Below are 25,148 nucleotides of genomic sequence, written 5' to 3'. Positions count from 1 at the left end.
GCCCTCTACCCGTGGAACAGTTTCTCCATAACAGGCGGCCGCCATGCGCAATATCCCGATCATCGGCAAATTCCTCCTCAACCTCGGCGCTTTCGGCCTCTTCGTGGCCGGCGTCACGGCCTACAGCACGTCACGCATCTCCTTCATCGATTCCGCCTATACCTCGCTGCTGGACGAGGACTCCACGGCGACGCTGATGCTGGCCCGCGCCAGCCGCAGCCTCGTGTCCACGCGCTCGGCCATCGCCGATGTGCTGATCGCCCGCACCAAGGAGGCGAAGGACGCCGCCGTCGAGGACATGAAGCTGAGCGAAGGCTTCTTCACCAAGCAGATGGACACCGCCATGACCGCGGTGGAGGACAGCACGCGGATCAAGGCGATCAAGGCCAGCGCGCTCGACGCCCTGAACACCAATTGCGGCCCGCTGGTCGCCGCTGCCGCCACGACCTTCGACGACGCAGCGAACATCCAGGCGCAGACTGAATTCGCAGCCGACTGCAAGCCCGCCTTCGGCGCCGCTATTACCGCCCTGACCGACGAGATCAACCAGATCACCGCCACGGCCGAAGCTCGTCAGGCCGCGCTCATCGAAACCACGCGCACCACCATCATGACGACCGTCCTCAGCGTCGTCATCGGCCTGGCGGCGATCCTCATCGCCAGCTTCTTCGCCGTGCGCGCCTGGATCTCCCGCCCGCTCAACACGCTGGCCGGCACCATGACGACGCTCGCGGGCGGCAATCTCGACATCGAGATCGCCGAGACCGACCGGCGCGACGAAGTCGGCGGCATGGCGCGCGCCGTGCAGGTGTTCAAGGACAACGGCCTGCGCACCCGCGCCCTCGAGGCCTCCTCCGAAGCCGCACGCCACGCCAGCGAGGCCGAGCGCGAGCGCAATCTCGAAACCGACCGCGTGCGCAACGCCGCCATGGCGCAGGCGACCGACGGCCTTGCCGGCGGCCTCAAGCGCATGGCCGGCGGCGATCTTTCCTGCGAACTGACGCAAGCCTTCTCGCCGGAATTCGAATCCCTGCGTCAGGACTTCAACGCCGCCGTCAGCCAGTTGCGCACCGCGCTGCACTCGGTCTCCGAAGCCACCGGCTCCATCGACAGCGGCTCGCGTGAACTGAGCCAGGCCGCCAACGACCTGTCGCGCCGCACCGAGCAGCAGGCCGCCGCCCTGGAAGAGACCGCCGCGGCCCTCGACGAGATCACCGCGAACGTCTCCCAGTCCTCCAAGCGCGCCGAAGAGGCCCGCAGCAAGGCGCTGGAGGCCAACGGCTCGGCCAACCACTCCACCAAGGTCGTCTCCGACGCCGTTGCCGCCATGCAGCGCATCGAGCAGTCCTCCGGCCAGATTTCCAACATCATCGGCGTGATCGACGAGATTGCCTTCCAGACGAACCTCCTCGCCCTCAATGCGGGCGTGGAAGCGGCCCGCGCGGGCGAAGCCGGCAAGGGCTTTGCCGTCGTGGCGCAGGAAGTGCGCGAGCTTGCCCAGCGCTCGGCGCAGGCGGCCAAGGAAATCAAGGAACTGATCCGCCATTCGGCAAGCGAAGTGGAAGGCGGCGTGCGTCTCGTGATGCAGACCGGCGAAGCGCTGAAGGTGATCAACCAGCATGTCAGCGACATCAACCTCCAGCTCGACGCCATCGCCCTTTCGGCGCGCGAACAATCGGTCGGTCTTGCGGAGGTGAATGCCGCCGTCAACCAGATGGACCAGACGACGCAGCAGAACGCCGCCATGGTGGAGCAGTCGACGGCCGCCAGCGCCTCGCTGGCCGGTGACGCCGACAGGCTGCGCCAGCTCGTCGGCAAGTTCCAGGTCGGGGCAGTCGTCGGGGCCGGCGGCGGCGCCGGTCGCGGCCATGCCGCAGCGCCCGTCCGCGCCAGCGCGGCCTCGCAGCCCGTCGCCTCGCCGGCCCGCCGCATGGTCGGCAAGCTCGCCAGCGCCTTCGGTGGCGGCAGCGCCGCCCCGGCCGTCGAACAGGGCTGGGACGAATTCTGATAAAGACCGGGCGCGCCGCTCACACAGCGGCGCGCTCCCTTCCGCCCTGCACCACGCTCAGTGCAGCGAGCGCTTCAAATCTTCCGCGAAGATAGTGGCCGCGATGGCCCGACCGCGCTTCTCGCGCTGGACGAGCGAAAGCACATTCTTGCCGAATGTCCCGTCCCGGATGGAAATGTAGGAGAGCGTGCCGTTGTGCTGCTCTTCCGCCACGTCGAACTTGCTGAGGAAGGCGATGCCGTCGCTGAGGGCGGCAAGCGACTTCATCGCCTCGATGGAGTTCGTGACGAAGGTCGGCTCGCCGACGAGGCCGGCGGTCGTGAAGGCTTCCGAGACGATGGAATGCATGACCATCGAACGATCGGCGAAGATCAGCGGATAGCCGAGGCAATTCCTCAGCGGCATCACTTCCGTTCCGGCAAGTGGATGGTCGCTGGAGACCACCGCGCCGAGACGTGTCTCGAACCGCACCAGCGTTTCGAGCTGGGCGGTTGTCGGCAGGTTGAAGGCAAGGCCGAGATCGGCTTCGCCATCGGCAACCGATTTGACGATCTCGCGGATCGGCATGTTGCGAATGGAGAGTTTTATGCGCGGATGGCGGGCGCAGAAGCCGGCCGCCGTCTTGGCGACGATGCCTTCCGCAAGCCCGTTGGTCGTGGCGATGATCACCTCGCCGCTCTGCAGCCCCTTGATGTCGCGGATTTCCGCTTCGACCTGGCTGTATTCCTTCATGGTCCGCCGCACATGCGCGACGAGGATTTCGCCCGCCGGTGTCAGGCGCAGGCCGCGCGGCAGACGCTCGAACAGCGGCTCGCCGATGGCCTCCTCCAGTTGAAGGATGTGCTTGTTGATGGCCGAGGGGGCGACATGCAGGGAATCGCCCGCCGCCCGGATGGAGCCGAGGCGCGCAACCTCGTCGATATAGCGCAGCACGCGCGAATGCAGCATCACTTATCCTCGGACGGGATCGGCCCTGCCCGAAAATAACGGTTTCCGGGCACAGATCAATCGAGGATCCCCACGCGGGGAGTGCGGGGGATCCTCCGGCCCGCCGCTCAGTGCATGAGCCTGAACCTGTGGAGGGAGATGAAGAGGGAGAGGAGCTTGTTGACGACGGGTTCGCCCTCGTTGCGGTTGCCGAGGTCCTCCAGCGCCGCATCGATGGAACTGGCCGCCGCCGTCAGCTCCTTCACCGTCATGTTCGCCATGACGCCGTAGATCTCCAGCGGCATAACCGCCTTCTCCACCCCGCCGTCCGTCACGATGCAGGCGCCCGCATGGCTGTCCACCTGCTTGACGCAGTGGCACATCTCCGCGCTGTCCTCACCCACGATCACGAAATAGGGCTTCGGCGCAGGCCAGAAGGTCGCAACCGCACCCCGGTCGATCGACACGCCCTTGAACAGGCCGTTGACGATATGCCGCTTGCCATCCGCATAGCGCTGCACCACCGAAAGCCGGCTGTACTTCACACCGTCCACCTCAGGAACGATCCGGCCGTCCTTCAACGGAACCCAGACCTCCTGGTAGAACTTCGCATGCCCACGGCCATAGACGTCGAACAGATAGACCTTCGCCGACTTGCCGTCTTCCGACACTTCCAGCGGCACGATGTCGAGCTGGTCGGGGGTGAGGTCGGCGAGCCCCGGCACGCCCTTCTTGCACATGCCCGAGTAGTCGATCTCGGCGTTCTTCAGGATCTTGCGATCCTTCGCCACCAGTTCCCCGTCCTTGAACACATAGAGCGGGTTGATCTTCGACAGGCTGTCCGTCAGCACGATATCGGCGAAGCGGCCCGGCGTCAGCGAACCCAGCTTGTCCTCCATATGGAACGACCGCGCCGTGTTCAGCGTCGCCATCTTGATCGCATGGATCGGGTTGATGCCCATCTCCGCGCACAGCGAGATGATCCAGTCCATATGCCCCTGCGTCAGCAGGCGCTCGATGGAGATGTTGTCCGTGCACAGCATGAAATTGTCCGTCGGCCACTTGCGGTCGACGATGGCGCGCAGCAGCACCTTGATCACCTCGGCGCTGCCGACACCGAACTTGATATGGGTCGGGAAGCCGTAGCGGATGCTCTTCTCGATGTCCTTCTCGTTCCAGACGTCGTGGTTGTTCGAGCAGCCGATGGCCGGCAGGTAGTTCAGCACCATGTCGGAGAGCGCGGTCACGCCCCAGTGGCCGTTCATGAAGCCGCCGCGCGCGCGCACCCAGGCGGCCTTGCGGAAGTCGTCGTCATTGCCCGACGAATAGGTGAAGTGTTCGAACTCGCCCAGCCCGATCACCGGCTCCATGTCGAGCACCCGGTTGGTCACCGCCGCCGAGACCTTCTTGCCGGGGGCGAAGGCGTAGAGGCGGTAGGGCAGCTTGTCGTAGTCGCGGAAGAGGTTCTCCGCCGCTTCCACGCCTTCCTCACCGGCCGCGCTCAGAAGGTCGAGGCATTCGGAATAGATAGTCGTGGTGCCGCAGGGCACCATCGCCTCGGCAAGCGCCGTCGGATGGGCGAGCTGGGATTCGAAATGGATATGGGCGTCGATCAGGCCGGGGATGGCATAGAGCCCCTTGCCGTCGAAGACCTCCTTGACCTTCACCACGCTCTCGTCCGGGTTCAGCGCGACGATGCGCTTGTCGTAGACGAGGATCGAGCCCTGGTAGACCGTCTCGCCGTGCACATCCAGGATGTTCAGGTTCCTCAAAAGAAGATCCGCCTCTCGCTCCCCCTGCAGGATCGCGTAGATCGCACGAACCTTGTCGTAGTGTACCGTTTCCATGTAGCTCATCTGAATGTTCCTGCATTCCGTGATGGTTGGCGCGAGGGATCCCGGCCCATGCCCGTGCGGAGCATAGGGGAACCGTCTCTGGTCGATTGGTCGTCTTGTTGCTGCGGGCTAGCCGTGCCCGCGCTCTTCCGCGTGGCTCTCGTGCCAGGACCCGATCGCCCAGTTCGACAGGGCCGACATGACGACGAAGAGCGCGATGCCGACGAGGGTGATGAGGCCGAGCGCGGCGAACATCAGCGGGATGTCGAGCTGGAAGCCGGCCTGGAGGATCTCATAGGCAAGGCCCGATCCCATGCCGCCCGTGCCAGCCACGAATTCCGCGACGACCGCCCCGATCAGCGCAAGGCCGCTCGAAATTCGCAGGCCCGCGAAGAAGTAGGGCAAGGCGCTCGGGATCCGCAGGCGCATCAGCGTCTGCAGCCGCGAGGCCTTGTTGGCGCGGAAGAGGTTGACCAGCCCCGGATCGACGCTGCGCAGCCCGAGCGTGGTGTTCGAGATGATCGGGAACAGGGCCACGATGGCCGCGCAGACCGTCAGCGCCAGCCGCGTGTCCTTCACCAGAATGATGATGAGCGGCGAGATGGCGACGATGGGCGTGACCTGCAGGATGATCGCATAGGGAAACAGGCACGCCTCGATGAGACGGCTCTGGTTGAACACGAAGGCGATGGCCGTGCCGACGATCACCGCGACGACGAAGGCCTGCAGCGTCACCATCAGCGTGACGGACAGCGCCCGCAGGAGCGAGGGCAGGTTCGCCGTGAAGCTCGTCCAGATGTCGGTCGGCTTCGGGAAGAGGTAGATCGGCACTTCGTTGACGGTGCAGAGCACCTGCCAGAGGATGAGAAGGATGACGCCGACGGCAATCGGCCCGGCGATGCGGAGCGTGCTGTCGAAGTTTGCACTCGCGGTCTTCATGGTTTTGCTCCTTGCGCCATGGTGCCGGACTTCTCCGACGCTTCGCGCAGTTCTTTCGACAGCTCCGCGCAGAGCGCGGCAAAGCGCGGGCTGCCCCTGAAGGCCTCGTCGCGCGGCCAGGGGGCGTCGATGTCGATGACCTTCGAGATGCGTCCCGGCCGGGCCGCCATGACGACGACGCGCGTCGACAGGAACACCGCCTCATAGATCGAGTGGGTGACGAAGACGATGGAAAGGCCCTTCTCGCGCCAGAGGTCGAGAAGGTCGGAATCCAGCTTGTTGCGGGTGAACTCATCCAGCGCGCCGAAGGGCTCGTCCATCAGGAGGAGGTTCGGTTCCGTCACCAGCGAGCGCGCGATGGACACGCGCATGCGCATGCCGCCGGAGAGCTGGCGGGGCAGCCGGTCCTCGAACCCGGCCAGCCCCACCTTCTCCAGCGCCTGCCGCACCCGCTCGTCCGCCTCCTTGCGAGGGGTCTTCGCGAGATCGAGCGGCAGGCGCACATTCGCCTGGATCGTCGCCCAGGGCATGAGCGTCGCATCCTGGAAGACGATGGACAGCGATTTTCCCGCCGTCCCCGTCTGGTCGAACGAGCCGCCCCACCAGCGCATTTCGCCGGCAGAGGGCTTCAAGAGGTTCGTCATCATGCCGAGAAGCGTGCTCTTGCCGCAGCCCGAAGGACCGATCAGCGTCAGGAACTCGCCCGGCTCGACGCGCAGGTCGACGGGTTCAAGCCCCCTGAAACCGTTGGGGAACGTCTTCTCCGCCGCGCGGACATCGATGACGGGTGTCTCTTGGGCAAGCGCCATGTCGTTCTCGACCTTCCTTGAAAGTGCCAGGGGAGCCATCCGCGCCTCAGTCCGGCTTGATCTTCAGGTCCTTCACGTAGTCGGTCGTGAAGGCGTCCTTCCAGTTCGTCTCGGCTTTCAGCAGGCCGGCGGAGACCATGTAGTCGTAGCTCGCCTTCCAGCGCTCTTCCTTCATGATGCCGATGCCGTCCGTCGCCGCGTCGCCGCCGGCGACAAGGCCAAGTTCCTTCATGCGCTTCAGCGCGAAGGCGAGCTGCGCGTCGGTCATCTTGGGATTGGCTTCCTTGATCAGCGCGTTGCCGGCCGAAGGATCGGCGAGGTAGCTCTTCCAGCCCTCGATGGAGGCCTTCACGAACTTCTCCACCACGTCCGGCTTGCCGTCGATGACATCCGTGCGGGTGACGAGCGTGATGCCGTAGGGCGGATAGCCTTCGTCGGCGAAGAGGAAGAAGTTGTAGGGCACGCCCTGCTGCTCGAGCGTGAACGGCTCGGAGCTGGGGAAGGCCTGCTGGGCGGCCTGCGGATCGACGAGGAACGGCTGGACGTTGAAGGTGTACGGCTTGACCTGCGAATCCTGGAGATCGTACTTCGACTTCAGCCACGGCCACCAGGAGGCCCGGGCGGTCGTCGCGATCATCAGGGTCTTGTCCTTCAGGCCCTCGAGGCTCGACACGTCCTTGTGGGTCAGCATGCCGTTGACGTCGTGCTGGAACATGGCGGCGACCGCCTTGACCGGCAGCTTCTGCTCGACGCCGCTGAGGACCTGGAAGTCGAAGCCGTTGTAGAAATCAGTTTCGCCGGCGAGCAGGAGCTGCATGCCGTTGATCTGCGGACCGCCCATCTTGATGGTGACGTCGAGGCCCGCCTTCTCGTAAAGGCCCTGCGCCTTGGCCTGGTAGAAGCCGCCGTGCTCGGCCTGCGCATACCAGCTCGTCATGAAGGTGACCTTCTGGAGATCTTCAGCCGACGCCATCGCCACCGAGCACAGAAGAGCTGCCGACGCGCCAAGCAGCAGGCGCGCCTTATCCATCGTATTCTTCATCTTGTTCCTCCCAAAACGGTAGCCGGCACCTCCCAGAGCCTGCTTCCCACGGGTATCAAAAGCGAAGAAGATGTTTCCGAAAAGCATTATTAAATGCACGGAGCGCGCGCTTTTCGAGCACGCAGACGACGACGCACAAGGCCACCCTTTCGGGCAGCCGGCACGGTTTATCTATGGCGATAAAGACGGATGGACGTATCAGACGAGGCCGAAGACGACGGCGCTGACGAAGAGGAAGGCACCGGCGACGGCGACGTTGTTGACGAGAATCTGACGCTCGGCGCGGCGCGCCCGGCGCGTGTTCAGGGCGCCGAAGGCGCCTGCTGCGGAACGGCCGTCGAGATTCGCATTGCTCATCGCCATCTTCCCTTGCTCGGGCGTCCTGAAGGGACTGCCCGGGGGCGGAGTATCATCTCCGCCCGCTGTCTTCGTATATTCATATAGTATCCCTATAAGATTGGTAGGCTATTTTTTCTCATTTTCGCCGCAATCGTAAATTCGCGTTCCAGCCGCCGGCCGGCCTGCCGGACCCATCCGGGCCGCGGGTTGCGATGCTCTTCTTTCTAGGCCATAAATCCCTCCCCATCAGTCGAGGCCAGCCGTCATTGCGAACGTTGCGGCCGTGCGTGATCCCCACGCCACGGCGCTCCCTACCCGCGTTCAGGCAGGCCCCGGCACCGGAAAAGACTGTGCGGACCGAGAAGAAGGAGAACGCATCATGGGCGAAACGGGACAGCTCGGCACGGCCTGGCGCAAGCGCGACTACCACCGTCAATGGCTCTGGCGGGAAGCGAACCGCCTGTTCGACTTCTTCCAGAACCGGGCCTTCAATCCGCTCGGCGGCTTCCATGAACTCGATGTCGAGGGCCGGCCGATCAATCCCGGCAATCCGGTGCGCGGCATCCATTCCACCGCGCGCATGGTGCATTGCTTTTCCATGGGCAGCCTGCTCGGCCGCCCCGGCTCGGACGCGATCGTCGACCACGGCATGAAGTATCTCTGGGAGAAGCACCGCGACCATGAACGCGGCGGCTACCATTGGTCGCTCGACAATTCCGGCTTGCTGGACGCCAGCAAGCAGGGCTACGGCCATGCCTTCGTGCTGCTTGCCGCATCCAGCGCCAAGGTCGCCGGGCACCCGGACGCCGACCGCATGATCGCCGACGTCACGCAGGTTCTGGAAGAACGCTTCTGGGAGCGCGAGCACGGCGCCATCGCGGAGGAATTCGAGGCGGACTGGACCCCGGTCCCCGGCTATCGCGGCCAGAACTCCAACATGCATCTCACCGAGGCTCTGATGGCCGCCTTCGAGGCGACGGGCGAGAAAAGCTATCTCGACAAGGCCGAAAGCATCGCCGACCTCATCATCCGCCGCCGCGCGGGCGAAAACGGTTTCCGCGTGCCCGAGCATTTCGACGAGAACTGGGTTCTGGACAAGGACTATAGCGGCCACGAGATGTTCCGCCCCGCCGGCACCACCCCCGGCCACTGGCTGGAATGGGCGCGCCTCATCCTCCAGCTCTACGCGCTCGGCGGCCGGAAACATGCCTGGATGCCGGAGGCCGCCAAGGCGCTCTTCGCCCAGTCCGTCGCACTCGGCTGGGACAAGGAGAAGGGCGGCTTCTTCTATACGCTCGACTGGAACGACGCGCCGGCCAAGCGCTACAAGTTCTGGTGGCCGATGGCCGAAGGAGCCGGCGCGGCCGCGTTCCTCTGCGAGCACCTGCCGGGCGATTTCCACGAGACCTGGTATCGCACCATCTGGGATACCATCGCCCGCCACTTCCTCGATCAGGATCGCGGCGGCTGGCATGAGGAACTGACGGAAGACCTTGCGCCGAGCTACACCCTGTTCGCCGGCAAGGGCGACATCTATCATGCGCTGCAGGCCTGCCTGATCCCGCTCTATCCGGCGACGGGCAGCCTGACGAAGGGCATCATCGAGGCGGGCGGCAACTGACCGCCCCGCCTATCGGTACGGGAGCGCAATGATCGACATACCGGACCAGATTTCGACCCTGTGGATCGCCGCCGCCTCGGCGGCGTTCCTCGCCAAGCATTTCCTTGCCGATTTTCTCTTCCAGACGGACTGGATGGCGGCGGGCAAGGAACGGCCGCAAGGTTGGCTGCTGCCGCTTGCCGCCCATGCCGGCGTGCATGGCGCGATGACCGCCGCGCTCTTTCTTGCGATCTCGCCGCCGCTCGCCTGGCTCGGCCTTGCCGACGCCCTCGTGCATGGCCTTATCGACCGGCTGAAAAGCCTTGCCACGCGGCGCGCGCAGGTAACGCCCCGGCAGGCCGGTTTCTGGTGGCTCTTCGGCGCAGACCAGAGCCTGCACCACCTGACCCATCTCGCGCTGGCGATCCTGCTGGCCGCCGCCGGAACGCCGGCGGCGTGAAGCGCCCCATCCCTGCCTAGACGTCTTTATACAGGTTGTCGCGCGACAGGTTCTTCAGGTCGCGTTCGCCGCAAAGCGCCATGGTGATGTCGAGTTCCTTGCGGATGATCTCCAGCGCACGGCGCACGCCGGCCTTGCCGCCCGCACCGAGGCCGTAGAGGAAGGGGCGGCCGATATAGGTGCCCTTGGCGCCGTAGCAGATCGCCTTCAGCACGTCCTGCCCCGAGCGGATACCGCCGTCGAGATGAACTTCCATCCTGTCGCCCACCGCATCGACGATGCGCGGCAGCATGCTGATCGAGGAGGCCGCGCCGTCGAGCTGGCGGCCGCCGTGGTTGGAAACGATGATGGCGTCCGCCCCGCTGCCGAGTGACATGCGCGCATCCTCTTCGTCAAGGATGCCCTTGAGGATGAGCTTGCCGCCCCAGCGGTCGCGGATCCACTCGATGTCCTTCCACGAAAGCTGCGGGTCGAACTGCTCGGAGGTCCAGGAGGAAAGCGACGAGAGGTCCGCCACGCCCTTGGCATGGCCGACGATGTTGCCGAAGGTGCGGCGCTTGGTGCCGAGCATGTCGAGGCACCAGAAGGGCCGCGTCGCCATCTGCCAGAGATGTTTCGGCGTGAAGCGCGGCGGGGCGGAAAGGCCGTTGCGCAGATCCTTGTGGCGCTGGCCGAGGATCTGCAGGTCGAGCGTCAGCACAAGGGCCGAGCAGCCGGCGGCCTTGGCGCGGTCGATGAGGTTGTGGACGAAATCCTTGTCCTGCATCACGTAGAGCTGGAACCAGAAAGGCTTCGTGGTGACGGAGCGCACATCCTCGATGGAGCAGATGCTCATGGTGGAGAGCGTGAAGGGCACGCCGAACGCCTCGGCGGCCTGCGCCGCGAGCATCTCGCCGTCCGCATGCTGCATGCCGGTAAAGCCGGTCGGCGCGAGCGCCACGGGCATGGAGACCTTCTCGCCGATCATCTCGCTTTCCAGCGACCGGTTGCTCATGTCGACGAGCACGCGCTGGCGCAGCTTGATCTTGTGGAAGTCTTCCTCGTTGGCGCGGTAGGTGCCTTCGGTCCAGGCGCCGGAATCGGCATATTCGAAGAACATTTTCGGCACACGGCGGCGTGCCTGTTCCTTGAGGTCAGCGATCGTCAGGGCCTGTTCTACGCTCATGTCGTCCTCGCACCGGCCGCGCATCGCGGCGTTCCGCTTCCGTATGGGTCGCAATCTTTTACGGGCAGGCTCGTCGGGCCGCAACGGATTCGTGCTGGCTTGCGGTGCAAAAAACAAAACCCTCCCGGCCGGAACCGGGAGGGTCGCAAGACGGGCCGCAGGCGGCTTACTTGGTGACGTAGAACTTCGCCATGTCGGGCAGGCGCTTGACGCGGATGCTGGAGGCTTTGCCGGCGGTGCGGAAGGCTTCGAAGCGCTCCTTGCAGACTTCCATCATGCGGGCGGTCGCCGGCTTCAGGTAGTTGCGCGGGTCGAAATTGTCCGGCTTTTCCTTGAAGTTCTTGCGGATCGTGCCGGTCATGGCCAGGCGCAGGTCCGTGTCGATATTGACCTTGCGCACGCCGAGCGGGATCGCCTTCTGGATTTCGGCGACCGGCACGCCCCAGGTCTGCTTCATCTCGCCGCCATAGGCGGTGAAGAGGTCCTGCAGGTCCTGCGGAACCGAGGACGAGCCGTGCATGACGAGATGCGTGTTCGGCAGCTTCTTGTTGATCCTGGCGATTGTGTCGATCGACAGGATGTCGCCGTCCGGCGCACGGGTAAACTTGTAGGCGCCGTGGCTGGTGCCGATGGCGACGGCGAGCGCGTCGACGCCCGTCTTGGAAACGAAGTCGAGCGCCTGATCCGGATCGGTCAGCAGTTCCTCGCGGGAAAGCCTGCCCTCGAAGCCGTGGCCGTCTTCCTTGTCGCCCGCGCCCGTTTCCAGGTTGCCGAGACATCCAAGCTCGCCCTCGACCGAAACGCCGGCCGCATGGGCGATCTTCACGACTTCAGCGGTCACATCGACATTGTACTCGTAGCTGGCGACGGTCTTGCCGTCGGCAAGCAGCGAGCCGTCCATCATGACGGAGGTGAAGCCGTTGGTGATGGCCGAGATGCAGGTGGAGGGCTGGTCGCCGTGGTCGAGATGCAGGCAGATCGGGATATGCGGATATTCCTCGGCCGCGCCGAGGATGAGGTGACGCAGGAAGGCATCGCCGGCATAGGAGCGCGCACCGCGGCTCGCCTGCAGGATCACCGGGGAGTCCGTCGCATCCGCCGCGCGCATGACCGCCTGGATATATTCCAGGTTGTTGACGTTGAATGCGGGCAGTGCGTAGTCGTTCTCCGCTGCGTGATCGAGCAATTGCCGCATGGTGATCAATGCCATTCCTGTCCTCCTTGGATGCAGATTTCTTCGGGTTGGCGGCACTATTCACCCAACGTCCGCCATATGCAACAGGCCTCACAGACCCCATCAAAGGCCAAATCGATTAAATGAAGCGGCGAAAATAAATTTCTTGCGCAAACGGCAGAAATCCGACCCGCGGGTGCGGGCCGGATGACGAAAATCCATTCCAATTCAGATAAATAGGACTATTGAGCGCCCCGGCCGCGGAACCATCAACGGCCGGGATCAAGTGTTATTCCGCGTCGTCGGCTTCCGGCTGCTGGAAGCTGCCCCGCTCACCGGTGACGATCTCGCGCTTGCCGACATGGTTGGCCGGGCCGACGAGGCCTTCCTTCTCCATGCGCTCGACGAGGGACGCGGCGCGGTTGTAGCCGACGGCAAGCCGGCGCTGGATATAGGAGGTCGAGCACTTGCGGTCGCGCATGACGACCTTGACGGCCTTCTCGTAGAGGTCGTCGCCGTCCTCGGCCGCAATGTCGCCCTTGTCGAAGACAGCGCCGCCGGCAGCCGGCTTCTCGTCTTCTTCTTCCTCTTCGTCCGCCGTCACCGTCTCCAGATATTCCGGACGGCCCTGCGCCTTCAGGTGCAGCACGACCTTTTCGACTTCCTCGTCGGAAACGAACGGGCCATGGACGCGCGAGATGCGCCCGCCGCCAGCCATGTGCAGCATGTCGCCCTGGCCGAGAAGCTGTTCCGCGCCCTGCTCGCCGAGGATGGTGCGGCTGTCGATCTTCGACGTCACCTGGAAGGAGATGCGCGTCGGGAAGTTCGCCTTGATCGTGCCGGTGATGACGTCGACCGAGGGACGCTGTGTGGCCATGATCAGGTGGATGCCGGCGGCGCGGGCCATCTGGGCGAGACGCTGGATCGCGCCTTCGATCTCCTTGCCGGCGACCATCATCAGGTCGGCCATCTCGTCGACGATGACGACGATATAGGGCATCGGCTCGAGCGAGAGTTCCTGCTCCTCGTTGATCGCCTCGCCGGTTCCCTTGTCGAAGCCGGTCTGGACGCTGATCGAGATGGTTTCGCCCTTGTCGCGGGCTATGGCGACGCGGTTGTTGTAACCGTCGATATTGCGCACGCCGAGGCGCGACATCTTGCGATAGCGGTCCTCCATCTCGCGCACCGCCCATTTCAGCGCCATGACGGCCTTCTTGGGATCGGTGACGACGGGGGTCAGGAGGTGCGGGATGCCGTCATAGATCGACAGTTCCAGCATCTTCGGATCGACCATGATCAGGCGGCACTCTTCCGGGCGGAACCGATAGAGCAGCGACAGGATCATCGTGTTGATGGCGACGGACTTGCCCGAGCCGGTGGTGCCGGCGACGAGCAGATGCGGCATCTTCGCAAGTTCGGCGATGACGGGTTCGCCGCCGATGGTCTTGCCGAGGCAGATCGGCAGCTTGAAGCCGGTCTTGGCGAAGTCCGGCGAGTCGATCATCTCGCGGAAATAGACGGTCTCGCGGGTGGCGTTCGGCAGTTCGATGCCGATGACGTTGCGGCCGGGCACGACGGCGACACGCGCCGAGAGTGCCGACATGGAGCGGGCGATATCGTCGGCAAGGCCGATGACGCGGGAGGATTTCACGCCCGGGGCCGGCTCGAATTCATAGAGCGTGACGACGGGGCCGGGGCGAACGTGGATGATCTCGCCGCGAACGCCGAAGTCTTCCAGCACGCTTTCGAGAAGGCCGGCATTCTGTTCGAGCTGTTCCTGCGTCAGCACGAAACCGACGGTGCGCGGCGGCTCCTGCAGCAGATCGCGCGGCGGGTATTCGTAGGTGTCGCCGGTGGGCGTCGCCAGCGTGACCTGGAACGGCCGGGCGCGCGACAGCACCGACGAGGGCGTCTCGCGGATAGGCTCGGCGATGGCCGCCGGGGTAACGACGACGGGGGCCGGCTTGATTTCCTCGACGGCCGGAATGACTTCGGCAACCGTTTCGACGACCGGGACCGCGACGGCGGCAACGGGCTCCGGCTTCACGTCTGGAAGCGTTGCCACGGTTGCGACGGGCACCGGGCGCATAACGGCCGGGCGGCACTCGACGACCCGGAAGAGCGAGGCGATGGAGGACAGCTCCTCGCGCTTTTCGGGCGCGGGAACGGGCACAGCGACGGCAACGGGCATCGGGACCGGAAGCGGCATCCGCACCACGGTGACCGTCTGCCGAACCGGCGCGTCGGCGACATCCTCTTCCGGCGCCAGCGTCTCGAAGAAGGCGTGGTCCGAGAGGTGGGCGAAGCGGCTGATCGCCTCGCGCACATCCGCCTTCACGGCAGGCGGCGCGACGGGGGCAACGGGTGTGGCGGGAACAGGCCTCGGCATGGCAAGGAATGCCGGCGCGGGCTTGAAGACGACATCGGCATCGGCGGGCACACTGTTCGTCGCGGCGGCCACGACGGCCTGGACGAATTGCGGCACCGGATCGACCGGCTTCGTCGCAACCGACGCCTGCTGCTCCTCGAAGCGGCGGCGGCGGTCGTCGAGCGCTTCGCGCAGGCGCTGCAACAGCTCGGCATGGGAGGGCTGCATCGGTTGCGGCTGGGGCGCCGGCTGCATCTGGACGGGGGGCAGCATGGCCGGCTGCTCGGCGGCAGGCTCGACGCGCGCCAGCTCCTCGGCGGCCGCTTCCTCGATCCGCGCGGCGACCTTGTCGGGCGTGCGCGTGAAGCGGACGTTCGGGGCCATGTAGAAATGGCTCTCCCAGCTACCGTCGGCATATTGGCCGGGATCGTAGCTGCGCAGGGCGGGCGAACGGAAACGGGGACGATAGTCCTCGTCGTCGTTGGCGATGGGCTGACCTTCGGCATACCAGGCCTCCGCGGGCGGAGCCTGCTCGATCAAGCCGCTGTTTTCATGGGAGGAATACGAGACCTGCTCGTCATTCTCTCCTTCGGCTTCGAGGACGGGATAGAAGTTTGTTCTGGAAATACGCATGAACCTGAAATCTCGACGATCATTGCCGATAGGGATGCGTAGATGGTTAGGAAATGAAGGTTAACAATGTCTTTGGAGCGGACCAGAATCCTTCGACAAATCCCGTTTCCGGCCACGCCGGATCCGCCTTGAGGGCGGATTGCGAGCGTGTCGGACAGCCCGAAAAAATTTCGGAAGAATCGTGCGGGGGATCATTCCCCCGGGGCGGGCTGCCCCTCGTCCGCCGGCGGCTCGACGGGCGCTTCCGCCGGCACCTGCGGATTGCCCTCGGCCCGGTCCCGGTGGAGCGCGGCGCGGGCGAGCAGCATCAGCGTCACGGGCGTGGTGACGGTCACGAAGATACCAACGAGGATTTCATGCACGACGGGCCGCGTGCCGAGCACTGTGAAGAAGATCATGGAGGCCATGACGATGCCGCCCGTTCCCCAGCTCGTGCCGAGTGTCGGGGCATGGATGCGCTCGTAGAAGGTCGGCAGGCGGGCGAAGCCGACCGCGCCGATGAGCGTGAGCAGCGAGCCGATGACGAGGAAGACGGAAACGGCGATGGCGGCCCAGGCCGGCAAGTCGCGCGCATGGTCCATCATGCTCATTCGATCACCTCCCCGCGCATCAGGAATTTCGCAAGCGCCACCGTCGCCACGAAGCCGAGCATGCCGATGACCAGCGAGGCCTCGAAATAGAGGTCCTTGCCGGTGCGGATGCCGAACACCATCATCAGCAGCATGGAGCAGGCATAGAGCGTATCGAGCGCCAGAACGCGATCCTGCGCGCGCGGGCCGCGCGACATGCGCAGGGCCGCAAGCACCATGGCGAGCACGAGGCAGGCTTGAGAAAAGGTGATGGACCAGACGAGGATCGTGTGGCTCATTCGAAAATCTCCATCAGCAGCGCCTCGTAGCGCCCCTTGATCAGGCGGCGCCATTCCTCTTCCTCGACAAGGTCGAGCACGTGGATCAGCACCGTCCTGCTCAGCGAGTTGTATTCGAGCCAGGCCGTGCCGGGCGTGCTCGTGACGATGACGGACAGCACCGCGAGCGCCGTCGGGTCCTGAAGGTCGAGCGGGACGGTCATGAAGCCGGACTTGAAGCTTGCCTTGCGGCCCCTGACGAGGATCGAGGCGACGGCGATGTTCGAGCGCACGATATCGTACAGCACGATGCCGACGAGCCTTGGCAGCAGATACCACTTCCGCAGGCGCGGCTTTGCCGGCCTGAGCGCGGCCACCCCCCAGGAGGCGAAGACCGAGACGATGCAGCCGAGGATGAGGTGGCCGAGCGTGAAGCCGTTGAGGGCGAGCCACATGAGGACGAGCGAGGCGCTGAGCAGCGGATAAGGCAGCATGTCAGATCCCTCCCCCGCCACCCGGCCCGCCGGCCTCGGCAACGCCCGCGCGGCGCGCATTGATCACCGCGTCGATATAGGCGGCCGGCTGCTGCAGGGTCTGCACCGTCGCCTCCATGTAGCGCATGGCGGGGCCGGCCTGGATGGTCAGCGCCAGCGTCAGCGCGATCAGCAGCATGACCGGGGCCATTTCCATGACCAGCACGCGCGGCACGGTGCCCTCCATCGAGGCCCAGAACGTGCGGATGCCGGCGCGGGTCATCGAGATGAGCGCGGCAAGGCCGGACAGGATGAGCAGGCCGACGATCCACCAGACGGAAGCCGGGATCGGCCCCTCGCCGGCGACATTGGTGCCGATCATGCCGGTGAGCATCGCGAATTTGGCGACGAAGCCGGAAAGCGGCGGCAGGCCGGAGAGCAGGATTCCGCAGGCGGCAAAGCAGATGCCGAGCACGGCAATCGTCCCCGGCATGGTGACGCCGACCTCGACTTCTTCCTCTTCCTCGTCCGCATCGCCATAGGCCTCCATCGTCACCGCGAGAACCGAGGCGCCCGCATCCTGCCCGCGCTCGACGAGTTCGATGAGCAGGAAGAAGGCGGCGATGGTGAGCGTGGAGCTGACCATGTAGAAGAGCGCGCCGGCCGTCACCACGCCGTTGTTGAGGCCGAGGACGGCGAGCAGCGTGCCCGAGGAGACGAGCACGGAATAGCTTGCGAGCCGTCCCAGCGCCTGCGAGGCGAGCACGCCGATGGTGCCGAAGGCGATGGTCGCCATACCGCCGTAGAGCAGCACATTGAGGCCGAGGCCAGCGGATGCGCCCTGCCCGAAGACCAGCAGCGACAGGCGCAGGATGACGTAGATGCCGACCTTGCTCATGATGGCGAAGATGCCGGCGACCGGGGCCGTGGCGGCGCTGTAGGCCCCCGGTAGCCAGAAATTCAGCGGCCACATGCCGGCCTTGATGAGGAAGACGACGCCGAGGATGCCCGCGCCCGCCTCCAGCAGCATGCGCCGCTCGCCCTCGATTTCGCCGATGCGCAGCGCAAGGTCCGCCATGTTGAGCGTGCCGGCCGAGCCGTAGATGGCGCTGACGCCGATCAGGAAGCAGAGCGCGGCGGCAAGGTTCACCGCGATATAGTGCAGGCCCGCCTTGACGCGCATGGAGCCGGAACCGTGCATCAGCAGGCCGTAGGAGGCAGCCAGCATCACCTCGAAGAAGACGAAGAGGTTGAAGAGGTCGCCCGTCAGGAATGCGCCGTTAAGGCCCATCAGCAGGAACTGGAACAGCGAATGGAAATGCGCGCCCGCCGTATGCCAGCGGGCGAGCGCGTAGACGAGCGTCGGGATCGCGAGGATCGAGGCGAGGACGAGCATCAGCGCCGAGAGCCGGTCCACGACCAGCACGATGCCGAAGGGCGCGGGCCAGTTGCCCAGCAGATAGACGCCGTCGAAACCGTCTGTCGCCGCCAGCCGGAAGAGGTTGAAGGCGACGGCGGCAAGCGCGAGGCACGAGACGACGCTGATCATCGCCTTCAGCACGCGCTCTCGCTCGTCGAAGAATAGGAGCAGCGCGCCCGCGGCAAGCGGGATCAGGATCGGCGCGATGATGAGGTGGTGCTGCCAGCCGCTCATTTCGGCTGCTCCCTGCCGTCGACATGGTCCGTGCCGGTAAGGCCGCGCGCGGCGAGCAGGACCACGAGGAAGAGCGCGGTCGTCGCAAAGCCGATGACGATGGCGGTCAGCACCAGCGCATGCGGCACCGGATCGGTCATGGTGGAGACCGGCACGCCTTCCTCCAGCAGCGGCGCGGCGTTGGATTTCACGCCGCCGACGCCGAAGATGAAGAGATTGACCGCATAGGACAGCAGCGAAAGGCCGATGATGACCTGATAGGTGCGCGGGCGCAGGATGAGCCAGACGCCGGAGCCGGTCATGATGCCGATACCGAGGGAAAGGACGAATTCCATCAGGTTTCCTCCGCCTTGCCGGCCTCGGGACTACGGACCCGGTGCATGCGAACGGACTGGTGCGCAAGCGCGATGAGGATGAGCACGGTCGCCCCGACGACGAGCGCGAAGACGCCGATATCGAAGAACAGCGCCGTCGCGGCCGGCACCTTGCCGATGAAGGGCAGCGCGACATATTGCGAATAGGTGGTCAGGAACGGATAGCCGAGGAACCATGCGCCCATGCCGGTGGCCGCGGCCATCAGCAGGCCGAAGCCCATCCAGCGCAACGGCAGGATGCGGATACGGTCCTCCGCCCAACGCACGCCGCCCGCCAGATATTGCAGCAGGAAGGCGATGGCCATGGTGACGCCGCCGGCAAAGCCGCCGCCCGGAAGATCATGGCCGCGCAGCAGGAGATAGATCGAGAAGGTGATGACGACCGGGAACATCCACTGCATGATGACGGAGGGCACCAGAAGGTAATCGCGCACCGTATCGCCGGCCGAACGCTCGGGACGCTCGTCGTCATAGGCATTCTGGATGCGCTGCTGCTCCGGCTTCTCGATGCTGTCGGGCGCGGGACGGAAACGGCGCAGCAGCGCGAAGACCGTCAGCGCGACGATCGCAAGCACCGCGATCTCGCCCATCGTGTCGAAGCCGCGAAAATCGACGAGGATGACGTTGACCACGTTGCGCCCGCCGCCTTCCGTATAGGCCTTTTCGAGGAAATAGCTGGCGATGGCGTCCGGCACCGGCTGTTTCATGATCGCGTAGGAGAACAGGAACATGCCGAAGCCGCAGGAGACCGCGAGCAGGAAGTCGCGGAAGCGGCGGCTGCGCGCGGCAAGCGTCACGGCATTGTCGACCTTCTCCGAGCGCTTCGGCAGCCAGCGCAGGCCGAGCAGCAGGAGAACGGTCGTGACGATCTCCACGACAAGCTGCGTGATCGCAAGGTCCGGCGCGGAAAGCCAGACGAAGGTGATGCAGGTCGTGATACCCGCGCCGCCCAGCAGGACGAGCGCGGCGAGCCGGTGATATTTCGCCTGATAGGCCGCGCCCAGCGCGCAGAAGGCGCCGATGCCCCAGATGACGGCGAAGATCGGATCGACCTCCCCCAGAACCGGCGCCTTGGGCGAGAAGCCGGCGATATAGAGCGGAACCACACCGACCAACAGACCGGCGGCGGCGACAAGACGCAGCTGCGGCTGCAGGCTGCGGGTGCCGAGATTGCTCTCCAGCCAGCGCGCCCATTTCCACGACACGGTCACCAGGACACGCTCGAAGATGCGCTGCCCGGTGAGCTGGCGGAAGAGCGGCGGGCCGTCGTCGCATTTGGCGAGGTAGTCCTTCATCACGAAATAGAGCGCCGCGCCGCCGAGAAGCGCGATCATGCTCATGATCAGCGGCGTGTTGATGCCGTGCCAGACGGCGAGGCTGTATTCCGGCGTGCGCTCGCCGAGGACCGACAGGACGGCCGAATGCAGGAAGGGGCCGATGGACAGGCTCGGGATGACGCCGACGACGAGGCAGGCCAGCACGAGGAACTCGATGGGGAAGCGCATCCAGTGCGGCGGCTCGTGCGGCTTGGGCTTCGGCAGGTCGGTCGGCGGCGGGCCGAAGAAGACCATGTGAATGAAGCGGATCGAATAGGCGACCGAGAAAGCGCCGGCGAGCGTCGCCACATAGGGCAGGATGCGGTCGAGCACGGAATCGGCATGCGTTTCCACCGCCTCGGCGAAGAACATTTCCTTGGAAATGAAGCCGTTGAGCAGCGGCACGCCGGCCATGGCCGCGCTTGCGACCATGGCGAGCGTTCCGGTGATCGGCAGGTATTTGAAGAGCCCGCTCAATCGCCGCATGTCGCGCGTGCCGGTCTCGTGGTCGATGATGCCGGCCGCCATGAAGAGCGAGGCCTTGAAGGTGGCGTGGTTCATCATGTGGAAGATCGCCGCCACCGCCGCGACCGGGCTGCCGAGGCTGAGCAGCGTGGTGATGAGGCCGAGATGGCTGATCGTCGAATAGGCGAGCAGGCCCTTCAGGTCCTGCTGGAACATGGCGAAGTAAGCGCCGAGCAGCAGCGTACTGATGCCGGCGATGCCGACCAGCATGAACCATTCATAGGTGCCCGACAGCGCCGGCCAGAAGCGCACGAGCAGGAAGACGCCGGCTTTCACCATCGTCGCGGAGTGCAGATAGGCCGAAACCGGGGTCGGCGCGGCCATGGCGTTCGGCAGCCAGAAATGGAAGGGCACCTGCGCGCTCTTCGTCAGCGCGCCGATGAGGATCAGCACGAGCGCCGTGAGATAGAGGGGATGCGCCTTGATCTTGTCTCCCGCCGCCAGCACCACGTCGAGATCGTAGCTGCCGACGATATGGCCGAGCACCAGCAGGCCGGCGAGCAGGCAGAAGCCGCCGATGCCGGTGATCGTCAGCGCCATGCGCGCGCCGTCACGCGCGGCGGCATTGTTGTGCCAATAGCTGATCAGCAGGAACGAGAAGATGCTCGTCAGCTCCCAGAACACCGAGAGCAGGATGATGTTGCCCGACAGCACGATGCCGAGCATCGAGCCCATGAAGGCGAGAAGAAAGGAGAAGAAGCGCGGGACCGGATCCTCTTCCGACATGTAGTAGCGCGCATAGAGCACGACGAGGCAGCCGATGCCGGTGACCAGCATGGCGAAAAGCCAGGCGAAACCGTCCATGCGCAGGGTGACGTCGAGGCCGAGCTGCGGCAGCCATTCCAGATCGAGCCGCACCCGGCCGCCGCCGCGCACGGCGGGATAGAGCATGGCCGTCAGCACGAGGCAGGCGAAGGCCACCCCGCCAGCCATGCGCGCCGCCAGAACGCGGGAATCCGTGCGCAGAAGGACGGTCGCGGCAAGGCTTCCCGCGAAGGGAAGGCAGACCAGCAGGACCAGAATCAGTTCACCCGTCATCGTTTGATCGATCGCTTTCGAACCTCAGAGCTTCTCCTATGCCGGCGCGCCGGCAGCGTCGGGAAGGCCGTGGCGACCGCAAGCGATCGAACCGGCCGTCAGGCGAAATTCAAGGGAGGCGCACGCGCCCCACGCGTTTCGGGCGTCCCCTTGCCCGGCCGCAAAGGCGGAACCAAGGCCGTGGCGGCGGAAACGCTTCCGGAACGGGAACCGGCTCGCACCGACCGGCAGGCAAGACCCACCCAGGACTGCATCGCTTTTGCGGCGGCGACACGTTTGCCGCATTCGGCATCGGCCGTGCCCGATGGATATCCCGCGGTCCTCTGCATGCCGTGGCGCAACGCCCTGGCCCCTGCGCTCGCGGCAACCGGGGCCGTGAGCACGGATATCAACAGCAAAAGACAGGTCAGCGCGGTGCAGAGAAGGCGGAAAGCCCGATGAAAAGGTCGATCCTGTTGCCTTGATGCCGCCAAACGCCCTGCCTTTCGATATCGCCGTCCATGCTGGAGATTCCTTCATCCGGACAATACGTTGGCGGGATCGGCACTGTCCACCCGCCAGCATGAAACTTTTCCAAAATCCCATCGGTTTGCACGCGCGAAGGGATGATTTTTCCCTCGTGGCGGCCAAAATACCGCGGCGGCTATCGCCCCGTTTCGCTTGATGCCCTGCCGCATTGGGCGCATCCTAGACAGGCGAATCACATTGCAGACCTGCTCCGCCCGACCTGTCGCCCGGAGCGCATGGTGCGCCGATACCTGGACCGCCGGCCGTTGTTTTCCGGCCTCCAGCAAGTTCCGTGTTCCGGTTTCCTTCTGCCATAGACCGGCACGGCGTCGATCACTCTCGAGCGAGGTTCAACGATGACGGATGCGCGAATGGAATGGATCAGCAAGCGGGCCTACTCGCTCTGGGAAGAGGCCGGCCACCCCCACGGGCACGATATCGAGCACTGGGCGCAGGCCGTGCGCGAGCGCGAGGAATTCGAGCGGGTGGCGCTTCCCGCCGACGCTCGGCCCGCCCGCACGAAGAAACCCCTGATCGACATCGCCCTCGGGCGGGGCGGGAAAGCCGATGCCGGCGCAAGGGCAAAGGCCCCGAAGGCGGCGGAGAGCAAACCTATCTGAGGGCGCGTCGCCCTTGCCTCTTGGAGATAGCGGCAAAGCACTCTATCTGGACGCGAACGCGTTTTTCGATGAGGGTTCCGTGCGCTCGATCTACATGCTGGCCGGCTTCCTGATGACGGCGATCGGCATTGTCGGCGTTTTCCTGCCGCTGTTGCCGACGACGCCATTCCTGCTCGTCGCGGCCTGGTGCTTCTCGCGCTCCTCGCCGCGCTTCGAACAATGGCTTCTCGACCATCGCACGCTCGGCCCCCCCCTGGCGAACTGGCGGCGGGAGGGCGCGATCTCGGCCCGCGCCAAGATCGCCGCCGTCGCTCTTATCGCCGTGAGCTACGGCCTGTTCCTCTATCGCCTGCAACCCTCGCTCCCCCTTGCCGTCACGGTCGGGCTGATCCTGGCGGCAAGCGTCACCTTCATCGTGACCCGCCCGCTGCCAGGCAAGGACTGAGCCGGTCAGGTCTCGAAATCGCCGAAGACATCCTGCAGGCGGGTGAGCGTGTCGACGCGCTCGCTCACCTCGTCGCCGAGCACGACGATGATGTTGCTGAGCATCAGGTCCATGACGGCGGTCATGGTGGCCGCGCCATCCCAGAGGGGGCCGTGCGAGCCGGGCACGATGAGGCAGATATCGGAGACCTCCGGCCCCCAGGGGCAGAATTCGTCCGTCAGCAGCACGACCTTGACGCCGGCGCGGCGCGCCTCCAGCGCCAGCGGCCGGGCCTTGGCGGAAAAGCGCCGCACGTCATGCAGGAAGAGCAGCCGCCCCTCGACGGAACCGTCGAGCAGCTCGGCATAGGTGCCGTTCAGCCCGTCGACGAACTGCACGCGCGGGCGGGTATAGGAAAGCTGGCTGGCGAAATACTGCGCGATGCCGCGCACGTTCTGGTACGCCGCGACATAGACCTCGCTCGCGCCGATCAGCGCATCGATCGTCTGCTGCCATTCCGGCGCGCTGGCGATGGCGTAGATTTGGCTGAGATTATCGATCTGCTGCTGGATAAGGCCGGCGAGCAGCTTGCCCTCCTGCCGGTCCTGCTGGAGCCGGTCGACCCGGCCCTTGACCTGCCAGGCCGGGTTGGAGCTGCCGTGGCGCAACTCGCTCTTCAACTCGTCCAGCCCGTCGAAGCCCATGCGGCGCAGATAGCGCCCCACGGTCATCGGCGAGACCTGAAGGCGCTGGGCGATGGAGCGCGCGGTCTCGAAGGGAAGCTCGGCGATGTTCCGCTCGATATAATGGGCGAGCAGCTTGTCGGATTTGGACCGTCTGAGGTCGTCGGACTGAACGAGCTTCAGAATGCGTTTCGACACGTCGCCCCTCTCCTCGAAAGCCCGCCCGTCCAAGGACGGGCGGGGATCAACCGCGCTCACTGGGCCGTCTTGACCCGCGTCCAGACGCGGTCCACCTGGCGCAGGGCCGGACCCAGATCCTCGAATATCTGGAGACGGCCCATCGTTTCGGCCGGCGGGTTGATTTCCTTGCTATTCTTGATCTTTTCCGGGGTCAATTGCCGCGCCGGCACATTGGCCGTGCCGTTGGTCTGCTGCGCGACATTGAGGGCGACGATCTCCGGGCGGGTGTAGAACTGGAGGAACTTGATGGCGTTCTCCTTGTTCGGCGCGCTCTTCAAGACGCAGATATCCTCCTGGTACATGGTCGCGCCTTCCTCGGGGATCACGTAGCCGAGATCCTTCTCGTTGCCGAAGACGTCGATCATCGCGCCGACGAAGGCGTGGCCGGCGGCAACGTCCCCTGCCTGCACCATCGGCCGCTCGTCATAAGTGAAGGCCGCGACATGCGGCTTCATGGCGATGATCGTGTCGGCCGCCTGCTGCAATTCAGCCGGATCGGTGGAGTTGATCTTGTGGCCGTTGAGGATGAGGCCGACGGCCAGAACCTCGCGCATGTCGTCGAGCAGGGTGAATTTCAGGCCCTTGGCCTTCACCGTCTCGATCAGGTCCTTCCAGCCGGTGACATCCTTGCCGAGAACCTTGCGGTTATAGAAGATGCCGACCGAGCCCCAGGCATAGGGCAGGCAATATTCGCCGCCCGGATCGCTCTTGGCGCGCAGGAACGAGGGATCGATGTTCTTGAAGCCCTCGTATTTGTTGATGTCGGTCTTCTCCAGAAGATCGAGCTTGGCCATGATGTCCTGCATATGCACGGACGGGAAGACGATGTCGTAGCCCGTCGCGCCGCCCTGGATCTTGGCCAGCATTTCCTCGTTGGAGGAATAGGTCGAGAGATTGACCTTGATCTTGGTCTCCTCCTCGAACTTCTTCAGCACCTCCGGATTGATGTATTCGCCCCAGTTATAGACGTTGAGTTCGGCGGCGCCCGCCATGCCCGCCGTCGCCACGAGGGCGGCGAGCGAAAGGGCGGTGCCGCGCATCCAGGCCTGAAAACCGGACGCACCGGCATGTTTGGCTTTCGTCATGGAAATAGTCTCCTCTGGTGGTTCGGCCGTCCTGGCCCCGGCGCTTTCCTCTGCGCCGCCTTT

Annotated in this window: 22 protein-coding genes; 5 read left to right on the top strand and 17 right to left on the bottom strand. The window is 65.0% G+C overall.

The window, feature by feature from the left end; translation table 11 throughout:
• Positions 1-43 precede the first annotated feature (43 nt).
• Positions 44-2,008, top strand: a complete 1,965-nt coding sequence (locus K8M09_RS20500) for a methyl-accepting chemotaxis protein (RefSeq protein ID WP_160785709.1) — start codon at positions 44-46, stop codon at positions 2,006-2,008.
• A 57-nt stretch (positions 2,009-2,065) separates the two neighbouring features.
• Here the strand turns inward: K8M09_RS20500 and K8M09_RS20495 are convergent, their stop codons facing one another.
• The 6 genes from K8M09_RS20495 to K8M09_RS20470 all read right to left on the bottom strand — a co-directional run bounded on the left by K8M09_RS20495 (position 2,066) and on the right by K8M09_RS20470 (position 7,917).
• Positions 2,066-2,956, bottom strand: a complete 891-nt coding sequence (locus K8M09_RS20495) for a LysR family transcriptional regulator (protein WP_160785710.1) — start codon at positions 2,954-2,956, stop codon at positions 2,066-2,068.
• A 107-nt stretch (positions 2,957-3,063) separates the two neighbouring features.
• Positions 3,064-4,791, bottom strand: a complete 1,728-nt coding sequence (locus K8M09_RS20490) for an amidohydrolase family protein (RefSeq protein WP_160785711.1) — start codon at positions 4,789-4,791, stop codon at positions 3,064-3,066.
• A gap of 108 nt (positions 4,792-4,899) precedes the next feature.
• Positions 4,900-5,709: an ABC transporter permease gene (locus K8M09_RS20485; protein WP_160785712.1), complete on the bottom strand. Its 810-nt coding sequence runs from the start codon at positions 5,707-5,709 to the stop codon at positions 4,900-4,902.
• The gene (locus K8M09_RS20480; protein ID WP_229342471.1) at positions 5,706-6,518 is read right to left on the bottom strand and encodes an ABC transporter ATP-binding protein; all 813 of its coding nucleotides are present in this window, start codon (positions 6,516-6,518) and stop codon (positions 5,706-5,708) included. Before K8M09_RS20480 ends, K8M09_RS20485 begins: the two co-directional genes overlap by 4 nt.
• Positions 6,519-6,564: 46 nt before the next feature.
• Positions 6,565-7,560: an ABC transporter substrate-binding protein gene (locus K8M09_RS20475; RefSeq protein WP_229342469.1), complete on the bottom strand. Its 996-nt coding sequence runs from the start codon at positions 7,558-7,560 to the stop codon at positions 6,565-6,567.
• A gap of 198 nt (positions 7,561-7,758) precedes the next feature.
• Positions 7,759-7,917 (bottom strand): hypothetical protein, encoded by a 159-nt coding sequence (locus K8M09_RS20470; protein WP_160785714.1) that lies wholly within the window; start codon positions 7,915-7,917, stop codon positions 7,759-7,761.
• A gap of 361 nt (positions 7,918-8,278) precedes the next feature.
• Here K8M09_RS20470 and K8M09_RS20465 point away from each other — a divergent pair, with 361 nt between their 5' ends.
• Both K8M09_RS20465 and K8M09_RS20460 read left to right on the top strand, forming a co-directional pair.
• Entirely contained in the window at positions 8,279-9,520 is a 1,242-nt protein-coding gene (locus tag K8M09_RS20465; protein WP_160785715.1) for an AGE family epimerase/isomerase, read from the top strand.
• A 28-nt stretch (positions 9,521-9,548) separates the two neighbouring features.
• Positions 9,549-9,959, top strand: coding sequence for a DUF3307 domain-containing protein (locus tag K8M09_RS20460; RefSeq protein WP_160785716.1), 411 nt, complete (start codon positions 9,549-9,551; stop codon positions 9,957-9,959).
• A 16-nt stretch (positions 9,960-9,975) separates the two neighbouring features.
• On the opposite strand, the gene K8M09_RS20455 is transcribed toward K8M09_RS20460, so the two are convergent.
• From K8M09_RS20455 to K8M09_RS20415, 9 genes are all read right to left on the bottom strand, one after another.
• Positions 9,976-11,124 (bottom strand): alpha-hydroxy acid oxidase, encoded by a 1,149-nt coding sequence (locus K8M09_RS20455; RefSeq protein ID WP_160785717.1) that lies wholly within the window; start codon positions 11,122-11,124, stop codon positions 9,976-9,978.
• Positions 11,125-11,290: 166 nt separating this feature from the next.
• The gene (fba, locus tag K8M09_RS20450; RefSeq protein WP_160785718.1) at positions 11,291-12,334 is read right to left on the bottom strand and encodes a class II fructose-bisphosphate aldolase; all 1,044 of its coding nucleotides are present in this window, start codon (positions 12,332-12,334) and stop codon (positions 11,291-11,293) included.
• Positions 12,335-12,587: 253 nt separating this feature from the next.
• Complete coding sequence (locus K8M09_RS20445; RefSeq protein ID WP_160785719.1) at positions 12,588-15,299, bottom strand: DNA translocase FtsK; 2,712 nt, start codon at positions 15,297-15,299, stop codon at positions 12,588-12,590.
• A gap of 191 nt (positions 15,300-15,490) precedes the next feature.
• Entirely contained in the window at positions 15,491-15,883 is a 393-nt protein-coding gene (gene mnhG / locus K8M09_RS20440; RefSeq protein WP_160785911.1) for a monovalent cation/H(+) antiporter subunit G, read from the bottom strand.
• 2 nt (positions 15,884-15,885) lie between these two features.
• Positions 15,886-16,167 (bottom strand): K+/H+ antiporter subunit F, encoded by a 282-nt coding sequence (locus K8M09_RS20435; RefSeq protein ID WP_160785720.1) that lies wholly within the window; start codon positions 16,165-16,167, stop codon positions 15,886-15,888.
• On the bottom strand, positions 16,164-16,640 hold the full coding sequence (locus tag K8M09_RS20430; protein ID WP_160785721.1) for a Na+/H+ antiporter subunit E: 477 nt from the start codon (positions 16,638-16,640) through the stop codon (positions 16,164-16,166). Before K8M09_RS20430 ends, K8M09_RS20435 begins: the two co-directional genes overlap by 4 nt.
• A 1-nt stretch (position 16,641) precedes the next feature.
• Positions 16,642-18,273: a monovalent cation/H+ antiporter subunit D gene (locus K8M09_RS20425; RefSeq protein ID WP_160785722.1), complete on the bottom strand. Its 1,632-nt coding sequence runs from the start codon at positions 18,271-18,273 to the stop codon at positions 16,642-16,644.
• Positions 18,270-18,608 (bottom strand): Na+/H+ antiporter subunit C, encoded by a 339-nt coding sequence (locus tag K8M09_RS20420; RefSeq protein WP_160785723.1) that lies wholly within the window; start codon positions 18,606-18,608, stop codon positions 18,270-18,272. The genes K8M09_RS20425 and K8M09_RS20420 overlap by 4 nt, the downstream gene beginning before the upstream one ends.
• Positions 18,608-21,526: a monovalent cation/H+ antiporter subunit A gene (locus tag K8M09_RS20415; RefSeq protein ID WP_160785724.1), complete on the bottom strand. Its 2,919-nt coding sequence runs from the start codon at positions 21,524-21,526 to the stop codon at positions 18,608-18,610. Before K8M09_RS20415 ends, K8M09_RS20420 begins: the two co-directional genes overlap by 1 nt.
• Before the next feature lie 878 nt (positions 21,527-22,404).
• Between K8M09_RS20415 and K8M09_RS20410 the strand changes: the two genes are divergently transcribed.
• Both K8M09_RS20410 and K8M09_RS20405 read left to right on the top strand, forming a co-directional pair.
• Entirely contained in the window at positions 22,405-22,653 is a 249-nt protein-coding gene (locus K8M09_RS20410; RefSeq protein WP_380734648.1) for a DUF2934 domain-containing protein, read from the top strand.
• A 79-nt stretch (positions 22,654-22,732) separates the two neighbouring features.
• The gene (locus K8M09_RS20405) at positions 22,733-23,098 is read left to right on the top strand and encodes a YbaN family protein (RefSeq protein ID WP_160785726.1); all 366 of its coding nucleotides are present in this window, start codon (positions 22,733-22,735) and stop codon (positions 23,096-23,098) included.
• A 5-nt stretch (positions 23,099-23,103) separates the two neighbouring features.
• Here K8M09_RS20405 and K8M09_RS20400 read toward each other — a convergent pair whose 3' ends face one another.
• On the bottom strand, positions 23,104-23,958 hold the full coding sequence (locus K8M09_RS20400) for a MurR/RpiR family transcriptional regulator (protein WP_160785727.1): 855 nt from the start codon (positions 23,956-23,958) through the stop codon (positions 23,104-23,106).
• 56 nt (positions 23,959-24,014) lie between these two features.
• Positions 24,015-25,040 carry a polyamine ABC transporter substrate-binding protein gene (locus tag K8M09_RS20395; protein WP_160785912.1) on the bottom strand — a complete coding sequence of 342 codons (1,026 nt, stop codon included), beginning with the start codon at positions 25,038-25,040 and terminating at the stop codon, positions 24,015-24,017.
• Between the last annotated feature and the right edge of the window lie 108 nt (positions 25,041-25,148).

The organism is Shinella zoogloeoides (assembly GCF_020883495.1).
Lineage (GTDB): Bacteria > Pseudomonadota > Alphaproteobacteria > Rhizobiales > Rhizobiaceae > Shinella > Shinella zoogloeoides.
This window is presented reverse-complemented; position numbering and strand designations above follow the sequence as displayed.